At 69.6% G+C, this 26476-nt stretch carries 14 protein-coding genes, 1 tRNA gene and 1 rRNA gene; 12 read left to right on the plus strand and 4 right to left on the minus strand.

What is annotated here, in order from left to right; all coding sequences use genetic code 11:
* Positions 1-165: 165 nt before the first annotated feature.
* From rrf to AB0D27_RS09260, 3 genes are all read left to right on the plus strand, one after another.
* Positions 166-282, plus strand: a 5S ribosomal RNA gene (rrf, locus tag AB0D27_RS09250).
* 114 nt (positions 283-396) lie between these two features.
* Positions 397-1059 carry a DegT/DnrJ/EryC1/StrS family aminotransferase gene (locus tag AB0D27_RS09255; RefSeq protein WP_362504687.1) on the plus strand — a complete coding sequence of 221 codons (663 nt, stop codon included), beginning with the start codon at positions 397-399 and terminating at the stop codon, positions 1057-1059.
* Between the two features lie 105 nt (positions 1060-1164).
* Positions 1165-1237: transfer RNA gene (locus AB0D27_RS09260), tRNA-Thr, on the plus strand.
* 64 nt (positions 1238-1301) lie between these two features.
* Here the strand turns inward: AB0D27_RS09260 and AB0D27_RS09265 are convergent.
* Positions 1302-4049 carry a SpoIIE family protein phosphatase gene (locus AB0D27_RS09265; protein WP_362504360.1) on the minus strand — a complete coding sequence of 916 codons (2748 nt, stop codon included), beginning with the start codon at positions 4047-4049 and terminating at the stop codon, positions 1302-1304.
* Positions 4050-4390: 341 nt separating this feature from the next.
* Here AB0D27_RS09265 and AB0D27_RS09270 point away from each other — a divergent pair, with 341 nt between their 5' ends.
* The 9 genes from AB0D27_RS09270 to AB0D27_RS09310 all read left to right on the plus strand — a co-directional run bounded on the left by AB0D27_RS09270 (position 4391) and on the right by AB0D27_RS09310 (position 18959).
* On the plus strand, positions 4391-9889 hold the full coding sequence (locus AB0D27_RS09270; RefSeq protein WP_362504363.1) for a HAMP domain-containing protein: 5499 nt from the start codon (positions 4391-4393) through the stop codon (positions 9887-9889).
* Positions 9890-10199: 310 nt separating this feature from the next.
* Positions 10200-10883, plus strand: a complete 684-nt coding sequence (locus AB0D27_RS09275; protein ID WP_362504366.1) for a response regulator — start codon at positions 10200-10202, stop codon at positions 10881-10883.
* A gap of 112 nt (positions 10884-10995) precedes the next feature.
* Positions 10996-13722, plus strand: coding sequence for a DNA translocase FtsK (locus AB0D27_RS09280; RefSeq protein ID WP_362504369.1), 2727 nt, complete (start codon positions 10996-10998; stop codon positions 13720-13722).
* A 264-nt stretch (positions 13723-13986) separates the two neighbouring features.
* Positions 13987-14844, plus strand: coding sequence for a RodZ domain-containing protein (locus AB0D27_RS09285; protein WP_362504372.1), 858 nt, complete (start codon positions 13987-13989; stop codon positions 14842-14844).
* A 92-nt stretch (positions 14845-14936) separates the two neighbouring features.
* Complete coding sequence (gene rimO, locus AB0D27_RS09290) at positions 14937-16412, plus strand: 30S ribosomal protein S12 methylthiotransferase RimO (protein WP_362504375.1); 1476 nt, start codon at positions 14937-14939, stop codon at positions 16410-16412.
* On the plus strand, positions 16409-17131 hold the full coding sequence (gene pgsA / locus AB0D27_RS09295; protein WP_362504378.1) for a CDP-diacylglycerol--glycerol-3-phosphate 3-phosphatidyltransferase: 723 nt from the start codon (positions 16409-16411) through the stop codon (positions 17129-17131). Before rimO ends, pgsA begins: the two co-directional genes overlap by 4 nt.
* Entirely contained in the window at positions 17128-17673 is a 546-nt protein-coding gene (locus AB0D27_RS09300; RefSeq protein WP_362504381.1) for a CinA family protein, read from the plus strand. The genes pgsA and AB0D27_RS09300 overlap by 4 nt, the downstream gene beginning before the upstream one ends.
* A 109-nt stretch (positions 17674-17782) precedes the next feature.
* Positions 17783-18160 (plus strand): helix-turn-helix transcriptional regulator, encoded by a 378-nt coding sequence (locus AB0D27_RS09305; protein WP_037620346.1) that lies wholly within the window; start codon positions 17783-17785, stop codon positions 18158-18160.
* A 328-nt stretch (positions 18161-18488) separates the two neighbouring features.
* Entirely contained in the window at positions 18489-18959 is a 471-nt protein-coding gene (locus AB0D27_RS09310; protein ID WP_362504384.1) for a DNA starvation/stationary phase protection protein, read from the plus strand.
* A gap of 643 nt (positions 18960-19602) precedes the next feature.
* Here AB0D27_RS09310 and AB0D27_RS09315 read toward each other — a convergent pair.
* From AB0D27_RS09315 to AB0D27_RS09325, 3 genes are all read right to left on the minus strand, one after another.
* Positions 19603-20364 (minus strand): SDR family NAD(P)-dependent oxidoreductase, encoded by a 762-nt coding sequence (locus AB0D27_RS09315; protein ID WP_362504387.1) that lies wholly within the window; start codon positions 20362-20364, stop codon positions 19603-19605.
* Positions 20365-20396: 32 nt separating this feature from the next.
* The gene (locus AB0D27_RS09320) at positions 20397-21257 is read right to left on the minus strand and encodes a DNA-formamidopyrimidine glycosylase family protein (protein WP_362504390.1); all 861 of its coding nucleotides are present in this window, start codon (positions 21255-21257) and stop codon (positions 20397-20399) included.
* 71 nt (positions 21258-21328) lie between these two features.
* On the minus strand, positions 21329-26425 hold the full coding sequence (locus tag AB0D27_RS09325) for an ATP-dependent helicase (protein WP_362504393.1): 5097 nt from the start codon (positions 26423-26425) through the stop codon (positions 21329-21331).
* Between the last annotated feature and the right edge of the window lie 51 nt (positions 26426-26476).

Consider the following 26476-nt stretch of genomic DNA (forward strand, 5'->3'; position numbering starts at 1 on the left):
TTGATAGGCCAGATCTGGAAGCACCGCAAGGTGTGGAGGTGACTGGTACTAATAGGCCGAGGGCTTGTCCTCAGTTGCTCGCGTCCACTGTGTTGGTTCTGAAACCACGAACAACCCCATGCCCCGGGGCCACCGGGCATGGTGCGGTTGACAGTTTCATAGTGTTTCGGTGGTCATAGCGTGAGGGAAACGCCCGGTTACATTCCGAACCCGGAAGCTAAGCCTCACAGCGCCGATGGTACTGCAGGGGGGACCCTGTGGGAGAGTAGGACGCCGCCGAACAATCATTCAAAGAGCTGGTCCCTGAACTTCGGTTCAGGGACCAGCTCTTTTTTGTTTTGCGTTACTTGGAGTTCACATTGCGCGACCAACATCCGCGGCATGAGTACTGCTGCAATGCTCAGGGCCGCCGGCGTCGGAGCCGGTGACGAGGTCATCGTGCCGGCGTTCGGGAACGTCGAGGTCGCCGAGGCCGTGACCCGCACCGGGGCAAGGGCCGTCTTCGCCGACATAGACCCGACGACGTACTGCCTCGCCCCGAACGCCATCGGAGCTGTCATAACTCCCCAGTCGGTGGCCCTGGTTGTGGTGCACCGCTTTGGGCGATCGGCCGACATGGTGCGGCTTCGCGAGCTCGGGCAGCGGCATGGGCTCCTGGTGCTGGAGCAGGGTGAGTCCGAGGCGCCGTACGACGAGATCGCGCAGCGCCGGGAGCGGGCCGCGTATCTCGACGGGCGATTGAGCGGCGTGCGTACGCCGGACGGTGGTGACGGGCACACGTACCAGCAGTATGTGGTGCGGGTTCCGGGCAATGGGCGGCCGGACCGGGACGCCTTCGCGCGGGCCGTGCGGGCCAGGGGAGTTGAGTGCCGGGTGCCGGTGAAGACTCCTGTGCACCGCATGCCGGGGTTCCGGCGGGACGTACACCTCCCGGAGACCGAGCGGGCCGCGGACGAGACGCTGGCGCTGCCCGTGGACGCGTCGTTGACGAAGCGGGAGATGCAGCGGATTGTCTCCTCGTGCAATGCGCTGGGTGGTCTGCTGCAGCCCGCCTTCTGACGTCGCGAGGCCCAACGGGACTGATACGGAACTGATTAGGAGCACGCTTCTGTTCGAGGTATGATCTATCCCGTTGCCGCGAGGGAAACCTCGAAAAGTCAACAGGCCCCCATAGCTCAGTCGGCAGAGCGTCTCCATGGTAAGGAGAAGGTCAACGGTTCGATTCCGTTTGGGGGCTCCGCAAGAAGTAGAAATGGCCCCCGCCCTTTGGGCGGGGGCCATTCTCGTTCCCGGGGCTCGGTTCAGGCCTTGTGGAGACCCGGCACCCGCATCGCCAGAATCGCCATGTCGTCGGACGGGGCGTCGGAGGCGAAGCGTTCGACCGCGCGCATGATGCGGGCCGCGACCGCGCCCGCCGTGAGGCCCGTGCAGGTGGTGAGGACGTCCGCAAGGCCGTCGTCACCGAGCATGCGGGTGCCCTCGCGGCGTTCGGTGACGCCGTCGGTGACGCACAGCAGGACATCGCCCGGATCCAGCGTGATCGTCTGCTCGTACAGCTCGAGGTCTTCCATGACGCCGAGGAGCGGCTGGGGCTCGGCGGCCGCGTCGACCGTGCCGTCCTGGCGCAGGCGGAGGGGGAGCGGGTGGCCGGCGCACACCACCTTCAACACGGCGCTGCCGTCCTCCTGGGGCCACAACTCGCCGTACAGCAGGGTCAGGAAGCGGCTGCGGGCGCCCTCGTCGAGGATCGCGGAGTTCAGGCGCTCCAGGACCGCAGGGCCGCCGTACCCCTCGCGGGCCAGGAGCCTGAGCGCGTGCCGGGCCAGGCCGGTGACCGCCGCCGCCTCCGGGCCCGTACCGCAGACGTCGCCGATGGCGAAGCCGTACGCGCCGTCGCGGATGGGGAAGAGGTCGTAGAAGTCGCCGCCGACCTCGTTGCCCTCGCCGGCCGCGCGGTAGATGACCTCGACCTCGACGCCCTCGATGTGAGGGAGTTCGGGGGGCAGGAGACTGCGCTGGAGGGACTGGCTGATGGCCATGCGCTCCGAGTAGAGGCGGGCGTTGTCCAGCGCCAGGGCCGCCCTGCGGGAGAGGTCCTCGGCCAGTTCCAGGATTTCCTGGCGGAAGTGTTCGTCCGACGGCTTGCCGAGCGTCAGCATGCCGATGACACGGTTGCGGGCCACCAGGGGGAGGACGACCGTCTCGCCGCCGACCGCCGAGGCCGTCGCCAGTGTCGTACCGATACCGGAACTCACCGGAGGGGACTCGCCCAGGCCCAGGCTGCGCATGGAGGTGCGCAGGGCCGCCTGGTGGGCCGCCTCGGCGGGCGCCGACCAGACGCGGGCACCCGGGGTGGGGACCGGGTCAGGCGGGGCGATCTTCGACAGCAGGGCCTTGAGGCCGTCGATGCGCTCCTCGTCCTCGTGCAGGACGTATGAGAGATACGGATCGGAGGCCTGGTCGGCGATCGTGTAGACGGCGCACCACGTGGCGAGGGTCGGGACCGTCATCTGGGCCATGAGGGCCAGTGTCTGGTCGCGGTCCAGGGTGCCGGCGAGGAGGTCGGAGGCCTCGACGAGGAAGCTCAGGGAGCCTCGGCGCAGGCGTTCCAGCTCGCCGAGGCGGGCCGATTCCACAGCCAGCGCGATGCGGTCGGCGGCGAACTGGAGGCGCAGGGCCTCTTCGTTGGAGTATCTGCCAGGCGATTCGGCCGCGACGCCGAGGGAGCCGGTGAGACGGCCCTCGACCTTCAGCGGGACCGTCACGACCGAGCGCATGCCGGTGCCGCTGAGGAGGGGTACGGCGCCGGGGACGACCGTCAGGTCCTCGTGCACGGCGGGCATGCGGGCCGAGCCGTAGCGCCCGGGGCCCGCCTCGACGGGGACGCGGGCGAAGCGCTGGCGCGCGGAGGGCAGGCCCGTGGAGGCTCGTACCTCCAACTCCGTTTCGTCGTCGGTGGCCAGGAGCAGGAAGGCGGAGTCGCCGTCGAGCATGTCGCGGGCGCGCTCCACGGTGCGCTGGAGGAGGCCGTCGAGGTCGTCGGGGGCCGGGGAGCCGATGAAGACCTCGAAGGGGTCCGAGGCCTGGCCCTCGGAGCTGGTGGTCGTGTCGGTGGCCGATACGCGCAACGGGGTCTGCAGGACGGCGCGTTCGTGGTCGCGTACGAGCAGGCAGACCGTGGAGGGTTCGCCGCCCGTGTCGCGGACCCGAAGGTGTGAGGCGTAGACGGGAGTCACCCGGCCGCTGGCGGCGCGGATGCCGTAACTGCCCTCCCAGCGCGAGAGTTGGAGCGCCTCCACGATGCCGGTGCTGGTGCCGGGGGTGTGCGGCCAGGCCGCGAGGTCGGTGAGCGGTTTGCCGATGACCTGCTCGGCGGCGTACCCGAAGAGTTCCTCCGCGTCCTCGTTCCAGGCGTTGATGGCGCCCGCGCGGTCGATCTGGACGACCGCGACGCGGACGCGGCCGTCGGCGAGCGGGAGGAGGTTCGCGGGGAGGGCGGGGCCCGCGGTGCGGGTGCCCACCGGACGTTCGGGAAGATCGAGCTGGAACCAGACCTGCTTGTGCGTGGGCGTGTAATCGACGCCCCAGCGGCCGGCCAGGGCGGCACAGAGCTGGAGGCCGCGGCCTCCCTCGCGGTCGGGGCTGCCCATATTGACGGCCGCCGCCTGGAGTGGAATCTCACGCTCCGGGTAGCGGTCCGCCACCTCGATGCGTACGCCTTCGTCGCTGCGCAGACACAGGACGTCCGCGGAGGTGCCCGCATGCACGACAGCGTTGGTGACGAGTTCGCTGGTCAGGACCACTGCGTCGTCGATGATGTCGGCGAAGCCCCAGCCCTGGAGGGTGTCACGGACGAAGGACCGGGCGGTCGCGACGGACCGCCCCACGGGCTCGAAACTGGCGGCCGCGCGCGCGGTGATCACAGAACTCCTCGTCCGGTTGTCGGCGTGCAAGGCTCCGTGGCCGACCGGCTCCTGCCGGGGCAGGACGTGGTTCCCCTTCGGCCGGGGATCCTGGGGCGGTCCCTCAGGATGCAGTCCGGTGGTCATGGTGAGGCGCCCCTCCGATGCCTGCCCGCTCGTGCTCGTGCCACCGCCCAGGCCGGACGGGACCGGCACGGCTGGACAGCCGCATGCAAGGTTACTTACCTTCGCCGTCCGTGCGGATGCCGGTCACCAGTGTTTCCGCCCGGAGGGTGTGCACTTTTTCGTCCGGGCGGTGTGCGGACGATGTGCGAAGCTGCCGAACTGTTATGGCCTGGTTCAACCATGGTGAAACACTGGGCAAGCTTCAAGGGAAGGTCCGGGCAGGCTGAGTGCCTTCCAGCACGCCGAGCAGAAGTACCCGAGTACGCCGAGCAGTAATGGTCGACCCTTGCGGGAGGGACACAGTGGAGTCTGGCGCAGCGACGCGGGGCACTAAGACGCGCGCGAAAGGCGGACAGTCCCTGGACAACGGGCGCACACCGCGCAATGGCACCACACCAGTGGACACAGCGGCCCTGAACCGGCTGTTGGCGGCCCTGGTGTCGATGCGGGACGGCAACTTCCGCAAGCGGCTCACGGTCTCCGGCGACGGCGTGATGTCCGAGATCGCGGCGGTCTTCAATGAGGTGGCCGACCGCAATCTGCATCTCACGGGCGAGCTGTCGCGGGTACGCCGTGTGGTCGGGCGTGAGGGAAAGCTCACGGAGCGGCTGGAGACGGGCGCCTGTGAGGGCTCCTGGGCGGCTGCGATCGACGCTTCGAACGCCCTCGTCGACGATCTCGTACGACCCGTCTCCGAAGTCGGCCGGGTACTGTCCGCGGTCGCGGAGGGCGATCTGTCGCCGCGCATGGAGCTGCGCTCGCAGGCGGCGGACGGGAGCGGGCATCCGCTGCGGGGCGAGTTCCTGAAGGTCGGGCGGACGGTCAACAATCTGGTCGACCAGCTCTCGACGTTCACCGACGAGGTCACGCGGGTGGCCAGCGAGGTGGGCACCGAGGGCAAGTTGGGCGGGCAGGCCCGGGTGCGTGGAATGTCCGGTTCGTGGAAGGACCTCACGGATTCGGTCAACACCATGGCGTACCGGCTGACGGCCCAGGTCCGTGACATCGCTCTCGTGACGACGGCGGTCGCCAAGGGTGACTTGTCCCGGAAGGTCACGGTTCACGTGGCCGGCGAGATGCTGGAGCTCAAGAACACCGTCAACACGATGGTGGACCAGCTGTCGTCCTTCTCCTCCGAGGTGACGCGAGTCGCGCGTGAGGTGGGTACAGAGGGTGAGCTGGGCGGCCAGGCGCAGGTGCCGGGTGTGGCCGGCGTGTGGAAGGACCTCACCGATTCGGTGAACCTGATGGCCGGCAACCTCACGGCCCAGGTGCGCGGGATCGCGCAGGTGACGACGGCGGTCGCCAGTGGTGACCTGTCACAGAAGGTCACGGTCAGTGCGCGCGGCGAGGTCGCGCAGCTCGCCGAGACGATCAACCAGATGACCGAGACGCTGCGGACGTTCGCCGACGAGGTCACGCGCGTGGCCAACGAGGTCGGCGGCGAGGGGCGGCTCGGCGGGCAGGCGAACGTGCCGGGCGCGGCGGGGACGTGGAAGGACCTGACGGACTCGGTCAACACGGTCTTCCGGAACCTCACCACCCAGGTGCGCGACATCGCCGCCGTGACCACGGCCGTGGCCAACGGTGACCTCTCCCAGAAGGTCACCGTCGACGTCGCCGGCGAGATGCTGGAGCTGAAGAACACCGTCAACACGATGGTCGACCAGCTGTCGTCGTTCGGTGCCGAGGTCACGCGCGTGGCCCGCGAGATCGGTGTCGAGGGTGAGCTGGGCGGCCAGGCGCAGGTGCCGGGCGCGGCCGGGACGTGGAAGGACCTGACGGACTCCGTCAACACGGCGTTCCGGAACCTCACCGGACAGGTCCGCAACATCGCGCAGGTGACGACGGCGGTCGCCAACGGTGATCTGTCGCAGAAGGTCACGGTCGACGTCTCCGGCGAGATGCTTCAGCTGAAGAACACCGTGAACACGATGGTGGACCAGCTGTCGAGCTTCGCCGACCAGGTGACGCGGATGGCCCGTGACGTGGGTACGGAGGGCCGCCTCGGCGGCCAGGCCCGCGTGGACGGCGTGTCCGGTACGTGGAAGGAACTCACCGACTCCGTCAACTTCATGGCGGGGAACCTGACTTCACAGGTACGGCAGATCGCCCAGGTCACCACTGCGGTGGCCCGCGGCGACCTGTCCCAGAAGATCGACGTGGACGCGCGCGGCGAGATCCTGGAGCTGAAGAACACCATCAACACGATGGTGGACCAGCTCTCCGCGTTCGCCGACCAGGTGACGCGGGTCGCCCGCGAAGTAGGCACGGAGGGCCGCCTCGGCGGTCAGGCGCAGGTGCCGGGCGTCGCCGGTGTGTGGCGCGACCTGACGGACTCCGTGAACGGCATGGCCGGCAACCTCACCGCGCAGGTGCGGAATGTCGCGCAGGTCTCCACCGCGGTGGCCCGCGGCGACCTGTCGCAGAAGATCGACGTGGACGCGCGCGGGGAGATCCTGGAGCTGAAGAACACCATCAACACGATGGTGGACCAGCTGTCGAGCTTTGCGGACCAGGTGACGCGGGTGGCCCGCGAGGTGGGCACCGAGGGCATCCTGGGCGGCCAGGCCGAGGTGCAGGGTGTCTCCGGCACCTGGAAGGACCTCACGCAGTCCGTCAACTTCATGGCGAACAACCTGACCATCCAGGTGCGCAACATCTCAGAGGTCACCACCGCGGTCGCCAAGGGAGACCTGTCCAAGAAGATCACCGTCGACGCGAAGGGCGAGATTCTCGAACTCGTCACCACCGTCAACACGATGGTCGACCAGCTCTCGAACTTCGCCGAGCAGGTGAACCGGGTGGCCCGCGAGGTGGGCACCGACGGAAACCTGGGCGGTCAGGCACGAGTGCCCGGCGTCACCGGCATCTGGAAGGACCTGACCGACAACGTCAACCTGATGGCCAACAACCTGACCAGCCAGGTGCGGAACATCTCCCAGGTCGCGACGGCGGTGGCCAACGGCGACCTCACCAAGAAGGTCACGGTCGAGGCGAGCGGCGAGGTCGCCCAGCTCGCCGACACCGTCAACACGATGGTGAAGACGCTGAGTTCGTTCGCCGACCAGGTCACCCGGGTGGCCCGCGAGGTGGGCACGGACGGCATCCTCGGCGGGCAGGCGCACGTCCCGGGGGTGGCCGGTACGTGGAAGGACCTCACCGAGTCCGTGAACGGGATGGCGTCCAATCTGACCGGCCAGGTGCGCAACATCGCGATGGTCACCACGGCCATCGCCAAGGGCGACCTGACCAAGAAGATCGACATCGACGCGCGCGGCGAGATCCTGGAGCTCAAGACCACCATCAACACGATGGTCGACCAGCTGTCGTCCTTCGCCGAGGAGGTCACCCGAGTCGCCCGCGAGGTGGGCACCGAGGGCCAGTTGGGCGGCCAGGCGCGGGTACGTGACGTCGACGGGACGTGGCGCGACCTCACCGAGTCGGTGAACGAGATGGCCGGGAACCTCACCCGGCAGGTGCGTGCCATCGCGCGCGTGGCGACCGCGGTGACCCGTGGCGACCTGAACCTGAAGATCGACGTGGACGCCTCGGGTGAGATCCAGGAACTTCAGGACTACATCAACAAGATGATCGCCAACCTGCGCGACACCACGATCGCCAACAAGGAGCAGGACTGGCTCAAGGGCAACCTCGCCCGCATCTCCGCCCTGATGCAGGGGCGCCGCGACCTCGACGACGTGGCCTCGCTGATCATGAGCGAGCTGACGCCGGTGGTCTCCGCGCAGCACGGCGCGTTCTTCCTCTCGATGCCGCTGGTCGACGGCAAGGAGGCGGCCGGCGAAGAGGACGCGTACGAGCTGCGCATGCTCGGGTCGTACGGCTACTCGATGGGCTCCATGCCGACGTCGTTCCGGCCCGGTGAGGCGCTGATCGGCACGGCGGCCCAGGAGAAGCGCACGATCCTCGTGGAGAACGCGCCGAGCGGCTATCTGAAGATCTCCTCCGGGCTCGGCGAGGCGCCGCCGGCGCAGGTGATCGTCCTCCCCGTGCTCTTCGAGGGGACCGTGCTCGGCGTCATCGAGTTGGCGTCCTTCACCCCCTTCACGCAGATCCAGAAGGACTTCCTCAACCAGATCGCCGAGATGATCGCGACGAGCGTCAACACCATCTCCGTCAACACCAAGACGGAGGTGCTGCTCAAGCAGTCGCAGGAGCTCACCGAGCAACTCCGTGAGCGTTCCGCCGAGTTGGAGAACCGGCAGAAGGCCCTCCAGGACTCCAACGCCGAACTGGAGGAGAAGGCCGAGCTGCTGGCCCAGCAGAACCGCGACATCGAGGTGAAGAACACCGAGATCGAGGAGGCCCGGCAGGTCCTGGAGGAGCGCGCCGAGCAGCTCGCCGTCTCCATGCGCTACAAGAGCGAGTTCCTGGCGAACATGTCGCACGAGCTGCGGACGCCGCTCAACTCCCTGCTGATCCTCGCCAAGCTGCTGGCCGACAACGCGGACTCGAACCTCACGCCGAAGCAGGTCGAGTTCGCCGAGACGATCCACGGCGCGGGCTCCGACCTGCTCCAGCTGATCAACGACATCCTCGACCTGTCGAAGGTCGAGGCGGGCAAGATGGACGTATCGCCCACCCGTATCGCACTCGTCCAACTCGTCGACTACGTAGAGGCCACTTTCCGCCCCCTGACGGCAGAGAAGGGGCTCGATTTCTCCGTACGGGTCTCGCCGGAACTGCCCGCCACGCTGCACACCGACGAACAGCGCCTCCTTCAGGTGCTGCGCAACCTGCTCTCCAACGCGGTGAAGTTCACCGACTCCGGAGCGGTCGAGTTGGTGATCCGGCCCGCGGGCGCGGACGTTCCGGTGGCCATCCGGGAACAGCTTCTGGAGTCCGGGTCACTGCGGGACGCGGACGCCGATCTGATCGCGTTCTCCGTGACGGACACCGGCATCGGGATCGCGGCCAGCAAGATGCGGGTGATCTTCGAGGCCTTCAAGCAGGCGGACGGCACCACGAGCCGGAAGTACGGCGGTACGGGTCTGGGGCTGTCCATCTCGAGGGAGATCGCGCGGCTGCTGGGCGGTGAGATCCACGCGCAGAGCGAGCCGGGACGCGGCTCCACGTTCACGCTGTATTTGCCGCTGCATCCGAGCGAACTGCCGCCGCAGGGATACGGGCAGCTCGCGCCCGCGCTGGGAGCGGGGGAGCTGCTCGCCTCCGAGGCTGAGCTGTCCGGGCCGGACATCGAGATGCCGGCCGAGGTGAAGTCGTACCAGGAGACCCAGAACGGGCCCGCCGCGCTGTTCAGGAGGCGCCGCAGGGCGCTGCCTGTGGCCGAGCAGCGCTCCGTACTGCCGGGGCAGCCGAACGGGGCCGTGGACGCGGCTCAGGAGCAGTGGGCGGCCGCGGGCCGGCAGGACGCGGCACCGCAGCCGCGCCCTGGCATCCGGTTCGAGGGCGAGAAGGTGCTGATCGTCGACGACGACATCCGCAATGTCTTCGCGCTGACCAGTGTCCTGGAGCAGCACGGCCTTTCGGTGCTCTACGCCGAGAACGGCCGTGAGGGCATCGAGGTCCTCGAGCAGCACGACGATGTGACGGTCGTCCTGATGGACATCATGATGCCCGAGATGGACGGCTACGCGACGACGACGGCGATTCGCCGGATGCCGCAGTTCGCGGGGCTGCCGATCATCGCGCTCACGGCGAAGGCGATGAAGGGTGACCGGGAGAAGGCCATCGAGTCGGGTGCTTCCGACTATGTGACGAAACCGGTCGATCCCGATCACCTGCTCTCTGTGATGGAGCAATGGATGCGCGAGGGGTGACACACTTGTCGGGCGAGTCCGGTCGTTACGCGGTGTCAGCGGCCGGGACGCCGACCGTGCGGCTCGAACCGGCTGCCCGGCGGGCCCGACGTCGGATAACTGACTGTGGCCGAAGCCGTGTAGAAGTACGGGATTCGGGGAACCTTCTGGTCTCCCGCTACGTTTCTGCTACGTGCACAGTGACATCGCGGTGACAGGGTGTGGCGACAGGCGGGGTGCGGCTACCATGACCGGCACAAGGACGGGCGGCGCAAGGGAGTCGTCCCCTGGGGCGGCGCCCGGTGCACTGCCGGGGCGAGGAGGGCGGGCCATGGTGCAGAAGGCCAAGATCCTCCTGGTCGATGACCGGCCGGAGAATCTGTTGGCGTTGGAGGCGATTCTCTCCGCGCTCGATCAGACACTGGTGCGGGCATCGTCCGGGGAGGAAGCGCTCAAAGCACTACTCACGGACGACTTCGCGGTCATTCTGCTGGACGTCCAGATGCCGGGCATGGACGGTTTCGAGACCGCCGCGCACATCAAACGGCGAGAACGGACCCGGGACATCCCGATCATCTTCCTCACCGCCATCAACCACGGGCCGCACCACACCTTCCGTGGGTACGCGGCGGGTGCGGTGGACTACATCTCCAAGCCGTTCGACCCATGGGTGCTGCGCGCGAAGGTCTCCGTCTTCGTCGAGCTCTACATGAAGAACTGCCAACTCCGGGAGCAGGCGGCCCTGCTGAGGCTCCAGCTGGAGGGCGGCGGCAAGGCGGCGCTCGGTGAGAGCAAGGAGCCCGCCGGACTCCTCGCCGAACTCTCCGCGCGGCTCGCGGCCGTTGAGGAGCAGGCCGAGGCGCTGTCCAAGCAGCTCGACGACGACTCGGCGGACGCGGCGGCGGTGGCGACCGCGGCCCATCTCGAACGCAAACTCACGGGACTGCGCAGGGCGCTGGACGCGCTGGAGCCGGGCACGGGGAGCGGAGCGCCTTCGGTGCCGTCGCAGAGCTGAGTGCCTCCAGCCGTGAGGCGGCGTCAGTTTCGGTCCTCTGCAAGGGCGACACGAACGGGTGAAGCAGTAGGCACACGTGTCCGCTGTCGTCTCCACCGGTAACCTCACACACATGGCCTCACGTCAGTCCGCAGCCAAGAAGCCGCCCGCGAAGAAGGCGGCCGCTCCGACGAAGGCTCCGGCGAAGAAGGCCCCCGCGAAAAAGGCAGCCGCGAAGAAGGCGCCTGCCAGGAAGACCGCGGCGAAGAAACCCGCTCCCGCGCCGGCGCCCAACCCGACCGCGGGCGTGTACAAACTCGTACGCGCCGTGTGGCTGGGCATCGCGCACGCCGTCGGAGCGACGTTCCGCGGCATAGGGCGCGGCGCGAAGGGTCTCGACCCGGCGCACCGCAAGGACGGTCTCGCGCTCCTGCTGCTCGGCCTCGCGCTGATCGTCGCGGCGGGTACGTGGTCCAATCTGCGCGGTCCTGTTGGCGACCTCGTCGAGATGCTGGTGACCGGCGCCTTCGGCCGCCTCGACCTGCTCGTCCCGATACTGCTCGGCGTCATCGCGGCCCGGCTCATCCGTCACCCCGAGAAGCCCGAGGCCAACGGACGCATCGTGATCGGGCTGTCCGCGCTGGTGATCGGCGTGCTCGGCCAGGTGCACATCGCGTGCGGGGCGCCCGCGCGCAGCGACGGCATGCAGGCCATAAGGGACGCCGGCGGGCTCATCGGCTGGGGCGCGTCCACCCCGCTGACGTACACGATGGGTGACGTCCTCGCCGTACCGCTCCTCGTGCTGCTCACGATCTTCGGGCTGTTGGTCGTCACGGCGACTCCGGTCAACGCGATCCCGCAGCGGCTGAGGGTGCTCGGCCAGAAACTGGGCGTCGTCCAGGCCGACATCGACGAGGACGACCTCGGCGACGACGAGCGCTACGACGAGCAGTGGCGCGAGGCGCTCCCCGCCCGCTCCCGCAGGCGCTCGCGCGCCCCTGAGAGGGACGACCCTGACGGCGCCGAGCAGGAGGCGCTCGCCAAGCGCCGGAGCCGCCCCCGGCGCCCCGCCGTACAGCAGCCCGACATGAACCGGCCGATGGACGCCGTGGACGTGGCCGCGGCCGCCGCTGCCGCGCTCGACGGGGCCGTGCTGCATGGCATGCCGCCCTCGCCGCTGGTCGCCGACCTGACGCACGGCGTCAGCGTGGAGCGGGACGGATACGAGGAGACGACACCCGTACCGGCCGCGCGCGCCAAGGGCACCAAGCCTCCCAAGCAGGAGATGCTCAAGGTCGAGTCCGTGGTGCCTGACCTCACCAAGGTCGCGCCCGGCGAGACGCGAGACCTGCCTCCGCGCGCGGAACAGCTCCAGCTCTCCGGGGACATCACGTACGCCCTGCCGTCGCTCGACCTCCTGGAGCGCGGCGGCCCCGGCAAGACGCGCAGCGCCGCCAACGACGCGATCGTCGCCTCGCTGTCGAACGTCTTCATGGAGTTCAAGGTCGACGCCGCCGTCACCGGCTTCACGCGCGGGCCGACCGTCACGCGCTACGAGGTCGAGCTCGGCCCCGCCGTGAAGGTCGAGCGGATCACGGCTCTCACCAAGAACATCGCGTACGCCGTCGCCAGCCCCGACGTGCGGATCATCAGCCCGATCCCCGGCAAGTCCGCGGTCGGCATCGAGATCCCGAACACCGACCGCGAGATGGTCAATCTCGGCGACGTGCTGCGTCTCGCCGACGCCGCCGAGGACGACCACCCGATGCTGGTGGCGCTGGGCAAGGACGTCGAGGGCGGCTATGTGATGGCCAACCTCGCGAAGATGCCGCACGTGCTCGTCGCCGGAGCCACCGGTTCCGGTAAATCCTCGTGCATTAACTGCCTGATTACGTCCGTCATGGTCCGCGCTACGCCCGATGACGTGCGAATGGTCCTCGTCGACCCGAAGCGGGTCGAGCTGACCGCGTACGAGGGCATCCCGCACCTGATCACACCGATCATCACCAACCCGAAGCGGGCCGCCGAGGCGCTGCAGTGGGTCGTACGGGAGATGGATCTGCGCTACGACGACCTCGCGGCGTTCGGCTTCCGGCACATCGACGACTTCAACGAGGCCATCAGGAACGGCAAGGTGAAGCTGCCGGAAGGCAGTGAGCGCGAGCTCCAGCCGTATCCGTACCTGCTGGTGATCGTCGACGAGCTGGCGGACCTGATGATGGTCGCGCCGCGTGACGTCGAGGACGCGATCGTGCGTATCACTCAGCTCGCGCGCGCGGCCGGCATCCACCTGGTGCTCGCCACGCAGCGCCCGTCCGTCGACGTCGTCACCGGTCTGATCAAGGCGAACGTCCCCTCCAGGCTCGCGTTCGCCACCTCCTCGCTCGCCGACAGCCGCGTCATCCTCGACCAGCCGGGCGCCGAGAAGCTGATCGGCAAGGGCGACGGGCTCTTCCTGCCGATGGGCGCGAACAAGCCGACTCGTATGCAGGGTGCCTTCGTCACCGAGGACGAGGTAGCGGCGATCGTCCAGCACTGCAAGGACCAGATGGCGCCGGTCTTCCGGGACGACGTCACCGTGGGCACCAAGCAGAAGAAGGAGATCGACGAGGACATCGGCGACGACCTCGATCTGCTCTGCCAGGCGGCCGAACTGGTCGTCTCCACACAGTTCGGGTCCACCTCGATGCTTCAGCGCAAGTTGCGCGTCGGCTTCGCCAAGGCAGGGCGTCTGATGGATCTCATGGAGTCCCGCGGCGTTGTCGGACCCAGCGAGGGCTCCAAGGCACGTGACGTTCTTGTGAAGGCCGACGAGTTGGATGGAGTGCTCGCCGTGATTCGGGGGGAAGCTGAAGCGTAGGAAACGGGACAGGTCGGTCGCCGTACGAGTGGGTTCGTGGCAGGGCGGATATTCGAACGTGACTCACCCGTAAGGGATCGGCGGGCAACCGTTTCCCCACGTCGTACGTCAAGTTGAGCGAGGGGACACGAAGACGTCCCAGCATCAGGATGACCGGCCATTCTGATGGCGTACAAAGTCCTACCGCCCGGTTGCCCCACCCTTTCGCACCCCCCCTAGACTGAACCCCCAGCACAGGTGGCTACACGCTCGAAAGGCGCCCCCGTGTCCATCGGCAACTCCCCCGACGGCAACTCCCCCGAAGACGAGCGTCCGTTCGAAGACGACCGTGAAGCCGAGCAGCTCTCGATCGGCCGTGTCCTGCGGCAGGCACGCATCGAGGCCGGGCTGAGCGTCGATGACGTCAGTAGCGCCACCCGGGTTCGCGTCGCCATCATCCACGCGATCGAGCAGGACGACTTCGCCCCCTGCGGCGGCGACGTCTACGCGCGCGGTCACATCCGGACCGTGGCACGCGCCGTCCACCTCGATCCGGTCCCGCTGCTCGCCCGGTACGACGCCGATCACGGGGGGCGCCCCGCGCCCACGCCGGCCGCCCCGCTCTTCGAGGCGGAACGGATCCGCCCGGAGCGGCGCGGGCCGAACTGGACCGCCGCGATGGTCGCCGCGATCGTCGCGGTGATCGGCTTCGTCGGCTTCACCGTGGTCAAGGGAAGCGACGGCGGCGACAACACGAAGACGCAGGTCGCAGAGGGGTCCACGCCGACCGCCGGCAAGTCCGCCCCGCCCAGGTCCCACACCAGCAAGCCCGCCGACCCGAAGCCGGACCCGTCCGACAGCGCCATCGCGGCCGCCCCGCAGGACAAGGTGACCGTCCAGGTGAGCGCCACCGACGGCCGCAGCTGGATCTCCGCCAAGGACCACAACGGCCGGATGCTCTTCGACGGGCTGCTCAAGAAGGGCGACTCCAAGACCTTCCAGGACAACACGAAGATCAACCTCATCCTCGGTGACGCCGGCGCGATCCAGCTGTACGTGAACGGCAAGAAGATCGAGGACGCCTTCCAGCCCGGCGCCGTCGAGCGCCTCACCTACACGAAGGGCGACCCCCAGGTCGGATAAACGGTCCCAAGGGGTATGCCGGGACGGGGTTGGCCAAGATCGGCCAACCCCGTCGACGTGGGCTGTCAGTGAGACAAAGTAGTCTTGAGCGCATGCCTGAACGCCGTACCGTCGCACTCGTCACCCTTGGCTGCGCCCGTAACGAGGTGGACTCGGAGGAGCTCGCAGGCCGCTTGGAGGCGGACGGCTGGCAACTCGTGGAGGACGCCGAGGAAGCGGACGTCGCCGTCGTCAACACCTGTGGCTTCGTCGAGGCCGCCAAGAAGGACTCCGTCGACGCCCTCCTCGAAGCCAATGACCTCAAGGGACATGGCAGAACCCAGGCCGTCGTGGCGGTGGGCTGCATGGCCGAGCGGTACGGCAAGGAGCTCGCCGAGGCGCTGCCCGAGGCCGACGGAGTGCTCGGCTTCGACGACTACGCCGACATCTCCGACCGCCTCCAGACCATCCTGAACGGCGGCATCCACGCCTCCCACACCCCCCGCGACCGGCGCAAGCTGCTGCCGATCAGCCCGGCCGAGCGGCAGAGCGCAGGCGAGGAAGTGGCCCTTCCCGGCCACGGCGCCCCCTCGGACCTCCCCGAGGGCGTGGCCCCGGTGTCGGGTCCGCGCGCACCCCTGCGCCGCCGCCTGGACGGCTCGCCCGTCGCCTCGGTGAAGCTCGCCTCCGGCTGCGACCGGCGCTGCTCCTTCTGCGCCATCCCGTCCTTCCGCGGCTCGTTCATCTCGCGGCGCCCCAGCGACGTACTGAACGAGACCCGCTGGCTCGCCGAGCAGGGCGTCAAGGAGATCATGCTGGTCTCCGAGAACAACACCTCCTACGGCAAGGACCTCGGCGACATCCGCCTGCTGGAGACGCTGCTGCCCGAGCTGGCCGAGATCGAGGGCGTCGAGCGTGTACGGGTCAGCTATCTGCAGCCTGCCGAGATGCGCCCGGGGCTCATCGACGTCCTGACCTCGACGCCGGACATCGCGCCCTACTTCGACCTGTCCTTCCAGCACTCCGCGCCCGACGTGCTGCGCGCGATGCGGCGCTTCGGCGACACCGACCGCTTCCTGGAGCTGCTCGACACGATCCGCTCCAAGGCCCCGCAGGCCGGGGTGCGGTCCAACTTCATCGTGGGCTTCCCCGGCGAGACCGAGGCCGACCTCGCCGAGCTGGAGCGGTTCCTCACGGGCGCGCGCCTCGACGCGATCGGCGTCTTCGGGTACTCCGACGAGGAGGGCACGGAAGCGGCGACGTACGAGAACAAGCTCGACCAGGACGTGGTCGACGAGCGCCTCGCGCGCGTGTCCCGCCTCGCCGAGGAACTGGTCGCGCAGCGCGCCGAGGAGCGTGTCGGCGAGAGCGTGTACGTGCTCGTCGAGTCCATCGACGACGAGGAGGGCGCGGTCGGCCGCGCCGCCCACCAGGCGCCCGAGACGGACGGGCAGGTGCTGCTCACGAGCGGCGAAGGTCTGACCGTCGGCCGTATGGTCGAGGCGAAGGTGGTCGGTACGGAAGGTGTCGACCTGGTGGCCGAGCCGCTTCTGGGCTCGCTCTCGTGTACTGAGGAGGCGGGCAGATGACCGGAGCCCCGGCATCCGCGGCGGGCGGCTCCCCAAGCGCGAAAGGTGCGGCGGGCGCTCCCGGCGCATCCGGTGCTCCGGGGGGCGCGAAGCCGGCGCGGGGCGGGAAGCTGGGCGCTGCGGCCGTCAACCAGGCCAGCCTCTGGAACATCGCCAACATCCTGACCATGATCCGGCTCGTCCTGGTGCCGGGTTTCGTGGCGCTGATGCTGGCCGACGGTGGGTACGACCCCGCCATGCGCGCCTGGGCCTGGGCGGCCTTCGCCGTCGCCATGATCACCGACATCTTCGACGGTCATCTGGCGCGCACGTACAACCTCGTCACCGACTTCGGGAAGATCGCCGACCCCATCGCCGACAAGGCGATCATGGGTGCGGCGCTGATCTGCCTGTCCTCGCTCGGCGATCTGCCGTGGTGGGTGACGGGAGTGATCCTCGGCCGTGAACTCGGGATCACCTTGATGCGCTTCCTGGTGATCCGTTACGGCGTCATCCCGGCGAGCCGCGGCGGCAAGATAAAGACGCTGGCCCAGGGCACGGCGGTCGGGATGTACGTCCTGGCCCTGACGGGGCCGCTGGCCACCCTCAGGTTCTGGGTCATGGCCGTGGCGGTCGTCCTCACCGTCGTCACCGGGCTCGACTATGTGAGACAGGCCATTGTGCTGCGTCGGCGCGGAATCGCTGAGCGGCAGGCGGCTGCCGCGGAGGCGGAGCGGTGAATTCGCCGGCCGCCGAAGTAGTGCGACTACTCACGGTGAGGGGCGAGATGCTCGCCGTCGCCGAGTCGCTCACCGGCGGTCTGGTGGCGGCGGAGATCACCGCGGTGCCCGGTGCCTCCAAGGCCTTCCGGGGCTCCGTGACCGCGTACGCCACCGAACTCAAGCATGAGCTGCTCGGCGTCGACGCCACTCTGCTGGCCGAGCGCGGGGCGGTGGATCCGCAGGTCGCGGCCCAGATGGCGGCCGGCGTCCGCAAGACGCTCGGCGCGGACTGGGGGCTCGCGACCACGGGCGTCGCCGGCCCCGAGCCCCAGGACGGACAGCCGGTCGGCACGGTTTTCGTGGCCGTCGACGGGCCCGCGCAGTCATATTTTCATGGCGTCGGCGGCGGGAAAGTGATGCCGCTGCGGTTGAACGGCGGCCGTGCGGAAATCCGTATGGAGAGTGTACGGAGCGTACTCGCACTGCTCCTGAAGGAGCTCGCGGGCGAACAGACCGGGAATGGGCGGGCACAGGATACGGAACAGAACGGGGGGTTTTGATGTTTGCAGCCCTGAGTGAACACGACATCGCTCCCCGCACGGCCGCGGCGCAAGGCGGTACGGTGGGGCGTGAAGGATGCGGCTACGCGGTCCGAGGAGGGAGCCACCGATGATTCTGCTCCGTCGCCTGTTGGGTGACGTGCTGCGTCGGCAGCGCCAGCGCCAGGGCCGTACTCTGCGCGAAGTCTCCTCGTCCGCCCGAGTCTCACTCGGCTATCTCTCCGAGGTGGAGCGGGGGCAGAAGGAGGCATCCTCCGAGCTGCTCTCCGCGATCTGCGACGCGCTGGACGTACGGATGTCCGAGCTCATGCGGGAAGTGAGCGACGAGCTCGCCCTCGCCGAGCTGGCACAGTCGGCTGCGGCCACCGAACCGGTGCCCGCGCCGGTGCGTCGCCCGATGCTCAACTCCGTATCGGTGACCGGTGTGCCACCGGAACGGGTCACGATCAAGGCGCCTGCGGAGGCGGTCGACGTCGTCGCCGCCTGACGCTCGCGAGTTCCACACGTGTGAAGAGCCCCGGCCGGGGCTTCTCCGGGGAGACCTGGAGGGGTGCGGCTGGGGTTTTCGCGTTGTACGGGTGTCCTGTCGCTATGCATGGGTGCTCCAGGTGCTCCAGGTGCTCCAGGTGCTCCCAGTGCCCCAGGTGCCCCGTATAGGTCCATTTGCTGGTATCCGATGCGGCGGCCATGGTGGAGGGGTGTGGCGAGGCCGGTCGACGGATGCCGGTTGGACGCCTTGATCTTCGCGACCGTCGTGATCATCGCGGCTACTGCCATCACGTCATCATCGTCATCATCGTCATCGGAGGATGCGGATGTACGTCGTCAAGAGCCCGTTGTCCGACCCGGACCTGAAGGCCGTCGCCGAGGCGCTGCAGGGCGCGCTGGTGGACTTGTTGGACCTCTCCCTCGTGGCGAAGCAGGTCCACTGGAACGTGGTGGGGCCGCGCTTCCGCTCCGTCCATCTCCAGCTCGACGAGGTGGTGGACAGCGCACGGCTGCACTCCGACACCGTGGCCGAGCGCGCCTCGACGCTGGGCGTTTCGCCCGACGGTCGGGCCGCGACCGTGGCCGCCAGCAGCGGCATCGGTGCGACGCCCGAGGGTTGGGTCAAGGACACCGACGCCGTGAAGACCCTCGTGGACGCGCTGAGCGCGGTGATCACGCGGATGCGGGAGCGGGTAGTCGCGACCGGGGACCCGGATCCGGTGAGCCAGGACATCTTCATCGGGATCACGGCCGATCTGGAGAAGCACCACTGGATGTTCCAGGCGGAAAACGGGTGACCGCCCTGAGGTCTGGGTCCTGCCTGGGGTTCGTCTGTGTGCCGTGGGTGCGCCCTGTCGGCGTGTGAGAGCGGTGGTCTGGCATCGGGCTGGAGGTGGTCACCATGGCAGGGCGAATAGTGCGCGGGGGGGCCGCACTGGGGCTCGGCGCGCTGTGGTGGTGGAGCGTCCTCCGCCTCGCGCTGGTGCCCGATGCCGGCGTCCTGGAGGGGGCCGTCGTGGCCGGCGGATGGGGCCTGAGTCTGCTGCCAGTGCACTGTGTGCCGAAAGGCAGGCGTGGCGGGGGCCGCAGGGGCGGCTCGACGCGGCGAGTAGCGCGGGCGCCGGGGTGCGGAGAGTGATGGGAACGGGGCGGCATAGACATGTGGGCGCGCTGGAGTCCGCGGGGATGCGGCAGCGCGTGGAGATGCGCGAGCGCTGGAGTGTGCGGGATAGCAGCGGCGCGAGAACATATGAGGCCGCCGGTGTGTGTAGACGTAGGACGGCGCACGGACTTGTGTGGGCGCCGGTGTGTGGACTCAGGATGGCGCAGGGACTTGTGTGGGCGCCGGTGTGTGGACTCGGGATGGCGCACGGACTTGGGTGGGCGCCGTGACGTATGGCGTGGTGCTCCGGCGCGCGTGAGGGCCACCGCGCTGAAGGGCTACCAGGGCATGGCGACACCGCCGTTGGGGCGGAGGATCTGGCCCGTCGTGAACGCCGACGCGTCCGAGGCCAGGTGCAGTACGGCGTGGGCGATGTCCTCCGGCTCGCCGACCCGGCCCAGTGGTGACAGCCGCGCCATGAACGCCTCCGTGTGCGCCTGCGCCTCCCCATGACGGTCGGTCATGGGCGTACGAGTCCAGCCGGGCGCGACCGCGTTGACGCGGATGCCATGCGGGCCGACCTCGGTGGCGAGAGTCTTCGTCAGCTGTACGACCGCCGCCTTCGCGGCGCCGTAGCAGAAGAGACCGGGACCGCCGGTGTCTATCGCGCTCGACGCCATCGTGATGACGCTGCCGCGAATGCCCTTCGCGATCATGAGGCGGGCGGCCTCCTGGCAGGCGTACAGCACGCCCTTGAAGTTGACGCTCAACACGCGGTCGAGGTCCTCGTCCCGGGTCTCCAGCACCGGACTGCTGTGCATGATGCCGGCGATCGCCGCCATGACGTCGAGGCGCTCACAGGACGCGACGGCCTGCTGGAGCTGGGCGCGATCGGCGACATCGAGAGGGTGGGTGTGGGCGGTGCCGCCCTGGTCCTTGATCAGGGTCGCCGTCTCGTGCAGGCCCTGCGCGTCCCGGTCAGCGCAGTGGACGGCGGCGCCCGCCTGCGCGAGCAGAACGGCGGATGCGCGGCCGATGCCGCTGGCGGCACCGGTGACGAATGCGGTGCGTCCGGTGAGGTCGTACGCCTTGAGGGGCATGAGGGGACGGTACGAGAATTTCTGACGGGTCGTCAATTAGCCGTACGCCGGGGACTGGTGCGGGATTGGGCGGTACCCGGCCGCGGAGTCGAGCCCGGCGGCGGGGTGGGACCGCTCTGACACCTCGGACACCAGTAGGTGGGGCGTTCGCGGGAACCGTCGCCCTGGTCCGCCGACTGGATTCGGGTGCCACACCGCAGGCAGGGGCGGGGTGCGCGGCCGTACACGAAGAGGTTCTGGTCGCGGCGGGTCGTGGTGTTGCGGGCCGGACGCTCGCGGTTGGCCTCCAGGAGCTTCTTGGCGAGCGCGGGCAGCTGGACCGCGCGATCGGCGGGCAGTGCGCCGATGGGAAGCCAGGGAGTGACGCCGAGCAGGAAGCACAGCTCGCTCTTGTAGACATTTCCGATGCCGGCGAGATTGCGCTGGTCGAGCAGGGCCTCGCCGAGGGGGCGGGCCGGGTCGCGCAGGAGGTTCTCCAGGGCCTTGTCCGGGTTCCAGTCCGGGCCGAGGAGATCGGGACCGAGGTGCCCGACGGCACGGTCCTCATCCGCGGTGCGGAGCAGTTCCAGTACGGGGAGGCGATAGCCGACGGCCGTGCGGTCCGCCGTGCCGAGGATGGCCCGGATCTGGTGCGTGGGGCCGCCGCTCCAGCGCTGGCCGTTCGCATACACCTTCCATGAGCCGTCCATCCGCAGATGCGAGTGCAGGGTCAGTCCGCCCTCGAGCCGGGTGAGAAGGTGCTTGCCGCGGGGGGTGACGTCCAGGACGGCGCGACCGGTGAGATCGGCGGTGGCGTACTTGGGCACCCGCAGATCGGAGCGGGTCAGCACTTTGCCCGCGAGGGCGATGTGCAGTCGCCTCGCGGCCTGCCAGACGGTGTCTCCTTCGGGCATGGCTTCCAGGGTGGCACGGGTGCGGGAGCTTTGCTGGGGGCGCCGGCCCGGGGAGCTGTGCCGCGTGGGGCTCAGGCGCGGAGACGCAGTCCTCGTGGCGTCGCGATGAAGCCGGCTCCTTCCAGGAGGGTGCCGATGGGGGATGTGAGCGCGGAGGCGCCGTTGACGCGCTCCACGGTGACCGTGCCGAGCGAGCCTGCGCGGGCGGCTGCGGCGAGGGCTTCGGCGGCGGCACCCAGCCGTATGTCCTCCGTGACCGCGCCGTCCGCGTCGGCGGGCCAGGCCAGCAAGGTCTTGCCGCCGCGCTCCATGTAGAGGGCCAGCTCTCCGTCGACGAGTACGACCAGGGAGCCCGCCTTGCGGCCCGGTTTGTGGCCGGCACCGGTCGGGGGCTCGGGCCAGGAAAGGGCCGCGCCGTAGGCGTTGGCGGGGTCGGCGGCGGCCAGCACAACGGCTGGCGAGGCCGCTCGGGTGCGGGCGCGGCTGTTCGGGAAGCCTGGGCTGTGGCGGTAGGCGGAGCTGTCGGGGTGGGGGGAACCGTTGGGGTAGGCGGATCGGGCCGCGAAGGGGGAGTCGCCCGAGAAGGTGTGGTCTTCCGAGAAGGCGTGATCATCGGCGAAGTCCGGACCGTCCAGGTAACCGGAAATGTCCTGGAACCCGGGTGTGCCCCCCGGTTCGACGTCGGATGGGTAACCGAGGGCGTCCATCGGATCTTGGTCTCCGAGGCGACCTGAAGCGTGCGCGGAGGCACGGTCGCCGGGGAAACCGGGGGCGTTCGTGGCGTTGCCGTCGCTTGGGAATCCAGGAGCGTTCGTGGGATTGCCGTCGCCTGGGAATCCGGGGGCGTTCGGCGCGCCGCGGTCGCGCGGGAATCCATGCGTGCCCGGGAACCCGTCCGGGAGGTTCGGGCCGGACAGGGACTCGCCGCGGTCTCGCGCGTTTGCCGCCGCGCGCAGGCGGTCCACCGCCCCGTCCATCGCGAACTGGGCGGCGCCGAGACCTTCAACCACATAGCCGCGCCGTGCCTGGCCGCTGTCCTCGAAGGCGGACAGGATGCGGTACACCGCCGAGAAACCGCCTTCGACGCCCTCCGCGGCCACGGCGCCCCGGGTCACCACACCATGCCGGTCGAGCAGGGTGCGGGCCAGGGCGTGGGCGCGCACGGTGGGGTCGGCCTCGCGCTCGGGGAGCAGCGACCAGCGGCCTGCCACGGTCGGCGGGCCGGTACGGGATTGGGGTCGTGCGGCACCGGTGAGCGAGCCGTAGCGTCCGCGAGGGAGTGAGCGCTTGGCTCGGTGTGCCGTGGAGCCGGCGGTGCGGCCCGAGCCGAGGAGGGAGCGCATCGGCGCGAGTGTGTCGTTCGTGAGGCGTCCGGACCAGGCCAGGTCCCAGACCGCGTCGGCGAGTTGGGGATCGGTGGCGTCGGGGTGGGTGGTGGCGCGGATCTGGTCGGCGATCTGGCGGAAGAAGAGGCCGTAGCCCCCGGAGAGGGCGTCGAGAACCGACTGGTGCAGTGCCGTCAGCTCCAGGGGGTGCGGCGCCGGCAGAAGCAGCGGTGCGGAGTCCGCCAGATACAGCGAGACCCAGCCGTCCTTGCCCGGCAGCGACCCGGCCCCGGCCCAGACGACTTCCCCGGCGGCCGTGAGTTCGTCGAGCATCGCGGGGGCGTAACCGGGGACCCGGGAGGGCAGGACGAGCTTCTCGAGCGCGGACGCGGGCACGGACGCGCCCTGCAACTGTTCGATCGCGCGCACCAGTCCGTCGACGCCACGCAGGCCGTGTCCGCTGCCCACGTGCTGCCACTGCGGCAGAAACTGCGCGAGCGCGGCCGGCGGCACCGGCTCCAGCTCGTGGCGCAGGGCCGCGAGCGAACGGCGCCGCAACCTGCGCAGCACGGCCGCGTCACACCACTCCTGGCCGATGCCCGCCGGATGGAACTCTCCTTGTACGACACGGCCGCTCGCGGCGAGTCGCTGCAGCGCTCCGTCCGTGACGGCCGTACCGAGACCGAAGCGGGCGGCGGCCGCCGTCGAGGTGAACGGCCCGTGGGTGCGCGCGTACCGGGCGAGCAGGTCGCCGAGCGGGTCCTTGACCGGTTCGGTGAAGGCCTCCGGGACACCGACGGGCAACGCCGTACCGAGCGCGTCGCGCAGACGGCCGGCATCCTCGATCCCCGCCCAGTGGTCGGCTCCCGCGATGCGGACCCGGATGGCGCGGCGGGCGGCGGCCAACTCCTGGGCCCATTGCGGCTCGGCGCCCCGCTCGGCCAGCTCGGCGTCCGTGAGCGGGCCCAGCAGGCGAAGCAAGTCGGCGACACCTTCGGCGTCCTTGACGCGGCGGTCTTCCGTCAGCCACTGAAGCTCCCGCTCCAGCTCGGTCAGGACATCGGCATCGAGCAGCTCCCGCAGCTCGGCCTGCCCGAGGAGTTCGGCCAGCAGCCGCGAGTCCAGCGAGAGAGCGGCGGCGCGCCGCTCGGCGAGCGGCGAGTCACCCTCGTACAGGAACTGGGCGACGTATCCGAAGAGCAGGGAACGGGCGAACGGGGTGGGCTCGGGTGTGGTGACTTCGACGAGCCGCACCTTGCGGGACTCGATGTCGCCCATCAGTTCCGTGAGGCCCGGTACGTCGAAGACGTCCTGGAGGCATTCGCGGACCGCTTCCAGGACGATCGGGAACGAGCCGAACTCGCTGGCCACCTGGAGCAGTTGGGAGGCGCGCTGCCGTTGCTGCCACAGCGGGGTGCGCTTGCCCGGGGTGCGGCGTGGCAGCAGCAGGGCGCGGGCCGCGCACTCGCGGAAGCGGGACGCGAACAACGCGGAGCCGCCCACCTGGTCGGTGACGATCTGGGCGACCTCGCCCTTGTCGAAAGCGACGTCCGCCGCGCCGAGGGGCGCCTGCTCCGCGTCGTATTCCGTGCCTGCCTTCATGGGTGCCTGGTCGAGCAGGTCCAGGCCCATCAGGTCGGCGTCGGGCAGCCGCAGCACGATGCCGTCGTCGGCGTGCATGACCTGGGCGTCCATGCCGTACCGCTCGGAGAGCTTGGCGCCCAGCGCGAGGGCCCAGGGAGCGTGGACCTGGGCGCCGAAGGGGGAGTGCACGACGACCCGCCAGTCGCCCAGCTCGTCGCGGAACCGCTCGACGACGATGGTCCGGTCGTCCGGGATGTGCCCGCACGCCTCGCGCTGTTCGGCGAGGTACGAGAGCACGTTGTCGGCTGCCCAGACGTCCAGTCCCGCGGCGAGCAGCCGGAGTCGGGCGTCGTCCTTCGGGAGCGAGCCGACCTCGCGGAGGAACGCGCCGACCGCACGCCCCAGTTCGAGCGGCCGGCCGAGCTGGTCGCCCTTCCAGAACGGCAGCCTGCCGGGGACGCCCGGTGCGGGCGAGACCAGAACGCGGTCCCGTGTGATGTCCTCGATGCGCCAGGAGCTGGTGCCGAGCGTGAAGACATCGCCGACACGGGACTCGTAGACCATCTCCTCGTCGAGCTCGCCGACCCGGCCGCCGCCCTTCTTGGGATCCGACCCCGCGAGGAAGACGCCGAAGAGCCCGCGGTCGGGGATGGTCCCTCCGGAGGTGACGGCGAGGCGCTGTGCTCCGGGGCGGCCGGTGACCGTGCCCGCGACGCGGTCCCACACCACGCGGGGACGGAGTTCCGCGAAGGCGTCGGACGGATAGCGGCCGGCGAGCATGTCGAGCACCGCCGTGAACGCCGACTCCGGCAGCGAGGCGAAGGGCGCTGCCCGCCGGACCGTGGCCAGCAGATCGTCGACCTGCCAGGTGTCCAGCGCGGTCATGGCAACGAGCTGCTGGGCCAGAACATCCAGGGGGTTGGCGGGGACCCGGAGGGACTCGATGGAGCCGGTGCGCATCCGCTCGGTGACCACGGCTGCCTGGACCAGGTCACCCCGGTACTTGGGGAACACCACGCCGGTGGAGACCGCGCCCACCTGATGCCCCGCGCGCCCCACGCGCTGGAGCCCCGACGCCACGGACGGTGGCGACTCGACCTGGACCACGAGGTCCACCGCACCCATGTCGATGCCCAGTTCGAGACTGGAGGTGGCGACCACGGCGGGGAGACGTCCTGCCTTGAGGTCCTCCTCGACGAGGGCCCGCTGCTCCTTGGAGACCGAACCGTGATGGGCGCGGGCGATGACGGGCGGAGCTCCCTGGGCCGCGCCCGAGCCGCCCATCAACTGGGCCGGCGCATGGGCCTCCTCGAGGGGCTCGCCGGTCGCCCGCTCGTACGCGATCTCATTGAGCCGGTTGCACAGGCGCTCCGCCAGACGACGGGAGTTGGCGAACACGATCGTCGAGCGGTGGGACTGGACGAGGTCGGTGATCCGCTCCTCGACGTGCGGCCAGATGGAAGGCTTCTCGGCGCCGTCATTGCCGTCGGCGGCCGGGGAGCCGCCCAGCTCGCCCAAGTCCTCCACCGGGACGACCACGGAGAGGTCGAACTCCTTGCCGGACGGCGGCTGGACGATCTCCACCTTGCGCTGGGGCGAAAGATAGCGCGCGACCTCGTCCACCGGGCGCACCGTCGCCGACAGGCCGATGCGGCGCGCGGGCTTGGGCAGCAGCTCGTCGAGACGCTCCAGACTCAGCGCGAGATGGGCGCCGCGCTTGGTGCCCGCCACCGCGTGCACCTCGTCCAGGATCACCGTCTCGATGCCCGTCAACGCCTCGCGCGTGGCCGACGTCAGCATCAGGAAGAGCGACTCGGGGGTCGTGATCAGGATGTCCGGCGGGCGCGTGGCCAGCGCGCGGCGCTCGGCGGCCGGAGTATCGCCGGAGCGGATGCCCACCTTCACCTCGGGCTCGGGCTGCCCGAGCCGCACGGACTCCTGTCGGATGCCGGTCAACGGGCTCCGCAGGTTCCGCTCCACGTCGACCGCCAGAGCCTTGAGCGGTGAGACGTACAACACCCGGCAGCGCTTCTTGGGGTCCGCCGGCGGCGGCGTCGAGGCCAGCTGGTCGAGCGCGGCGAGGAACGCGGCCAGGGTCTTGCCGGAACCCGTCGGGGCGACGACGAGGACGTCCGAGCCCGCACCGATGGCCGCCCACGCCCCGGCCTGGGCCGCGGTGGGCGCGGAGAAGGCCCCCGTGAACCAGGCGCGGGTCGCGGGGGAGAAGCCGTCGAGGGCTCGGTGTGCGGAGCTGACCATGCGTCCATCCTGCACCCGACCACTGACAATCGCTTTGACCTGCACAAATGC

Origin of the sequence: Streptomyces sp. NPDC048415 (assembly GCF_040651675.1) — a bacterium.
Lineage (GTDB): Bacteria > Actinomycetota > Actinomycetes > Streptomycetales > Streptomycetaceae > Streptomyces.

Bases quoted from the DNA above. Each gene is read 5' to 3' on its own strand.
- AB0D27_RS09275 (WP_362504366.1), top strand. From the start codon at position 10,200: ATGGTGCAGAAGGCCAAGATCCTCCTGGTCGATGACCGGCCGGAGAAT.
- AB0D27_RS09315 (WP_362504387.1), bottom strand. From the start codon at position 20,364: ATGCCCCTCAAGGCGTACGACCTCACCGGACGCACCGCATTCGTCACC.
- AB0D27_RS09255 (WP_362504687.1), top strand. From the start codon at position 397: ATGCTCAGGGCCGCCGGCGTCGGAGCCGGTGACGAGGTCATCGTGCCG.
- AB0D27_RS09320 (WP_362504390.1), bottom strand. From the start codon at position 21,257: ATGCCCGAAGGAGACACCGTCTGGCAGGCCGCGAGGCGACTGCACATC.
- AB0D27_RS09325 (WP_362504393.1), bottom strand. From the start codon at position 26,425: ATGGTCAGCTCCGCACACCGAGCCCTCGACGGCTTCTCCCCCGCGACC.
- AB0D27_RS09280 (WP_362504369.1), top strand. From the start codon at position 10,996: ATGGCCTCACGTCAGTCCGCAGCCAAGAAGCCGCCCGCGAAGAAGGCG.
- AB0D27_RS09265 (WP_362504360.1), bottom strand. From the start codon at position 4,049: ATGACCACCGGACTGCATCCTGAGGGACCGCCCCAGGATCCCCGGCCG.
- AB0D27_RS09305 (WP_037620346.1), top strand. From the start codon at position 17,783: ATGATTCTGCTCCGTCGCCTGTTGGGTGACGTGCTGCGTCGGCAGCGC.
- rimO (WP_362504375.1), top strand. From the start codon at position 14,937: ATGCCTGAACGCCGTACCGTCGCACTCGTCACCCTTGGCTGCGCCCGT.
- pgsA (WP_362504378.1), top strand. From the start codon at position 16,409: ATGACCGGAGCCCCGGCATCCGCGGCGGGCGGCTCCCCAAGCGCGAAA.
- AB0D27_RS09310 (WP_362504384.1), top strand. From the start codon at position 18,489: ATGTACGTCGTCAAGAGCCCGTTGTCCGACCCGGACCTGAAGGCCGTC.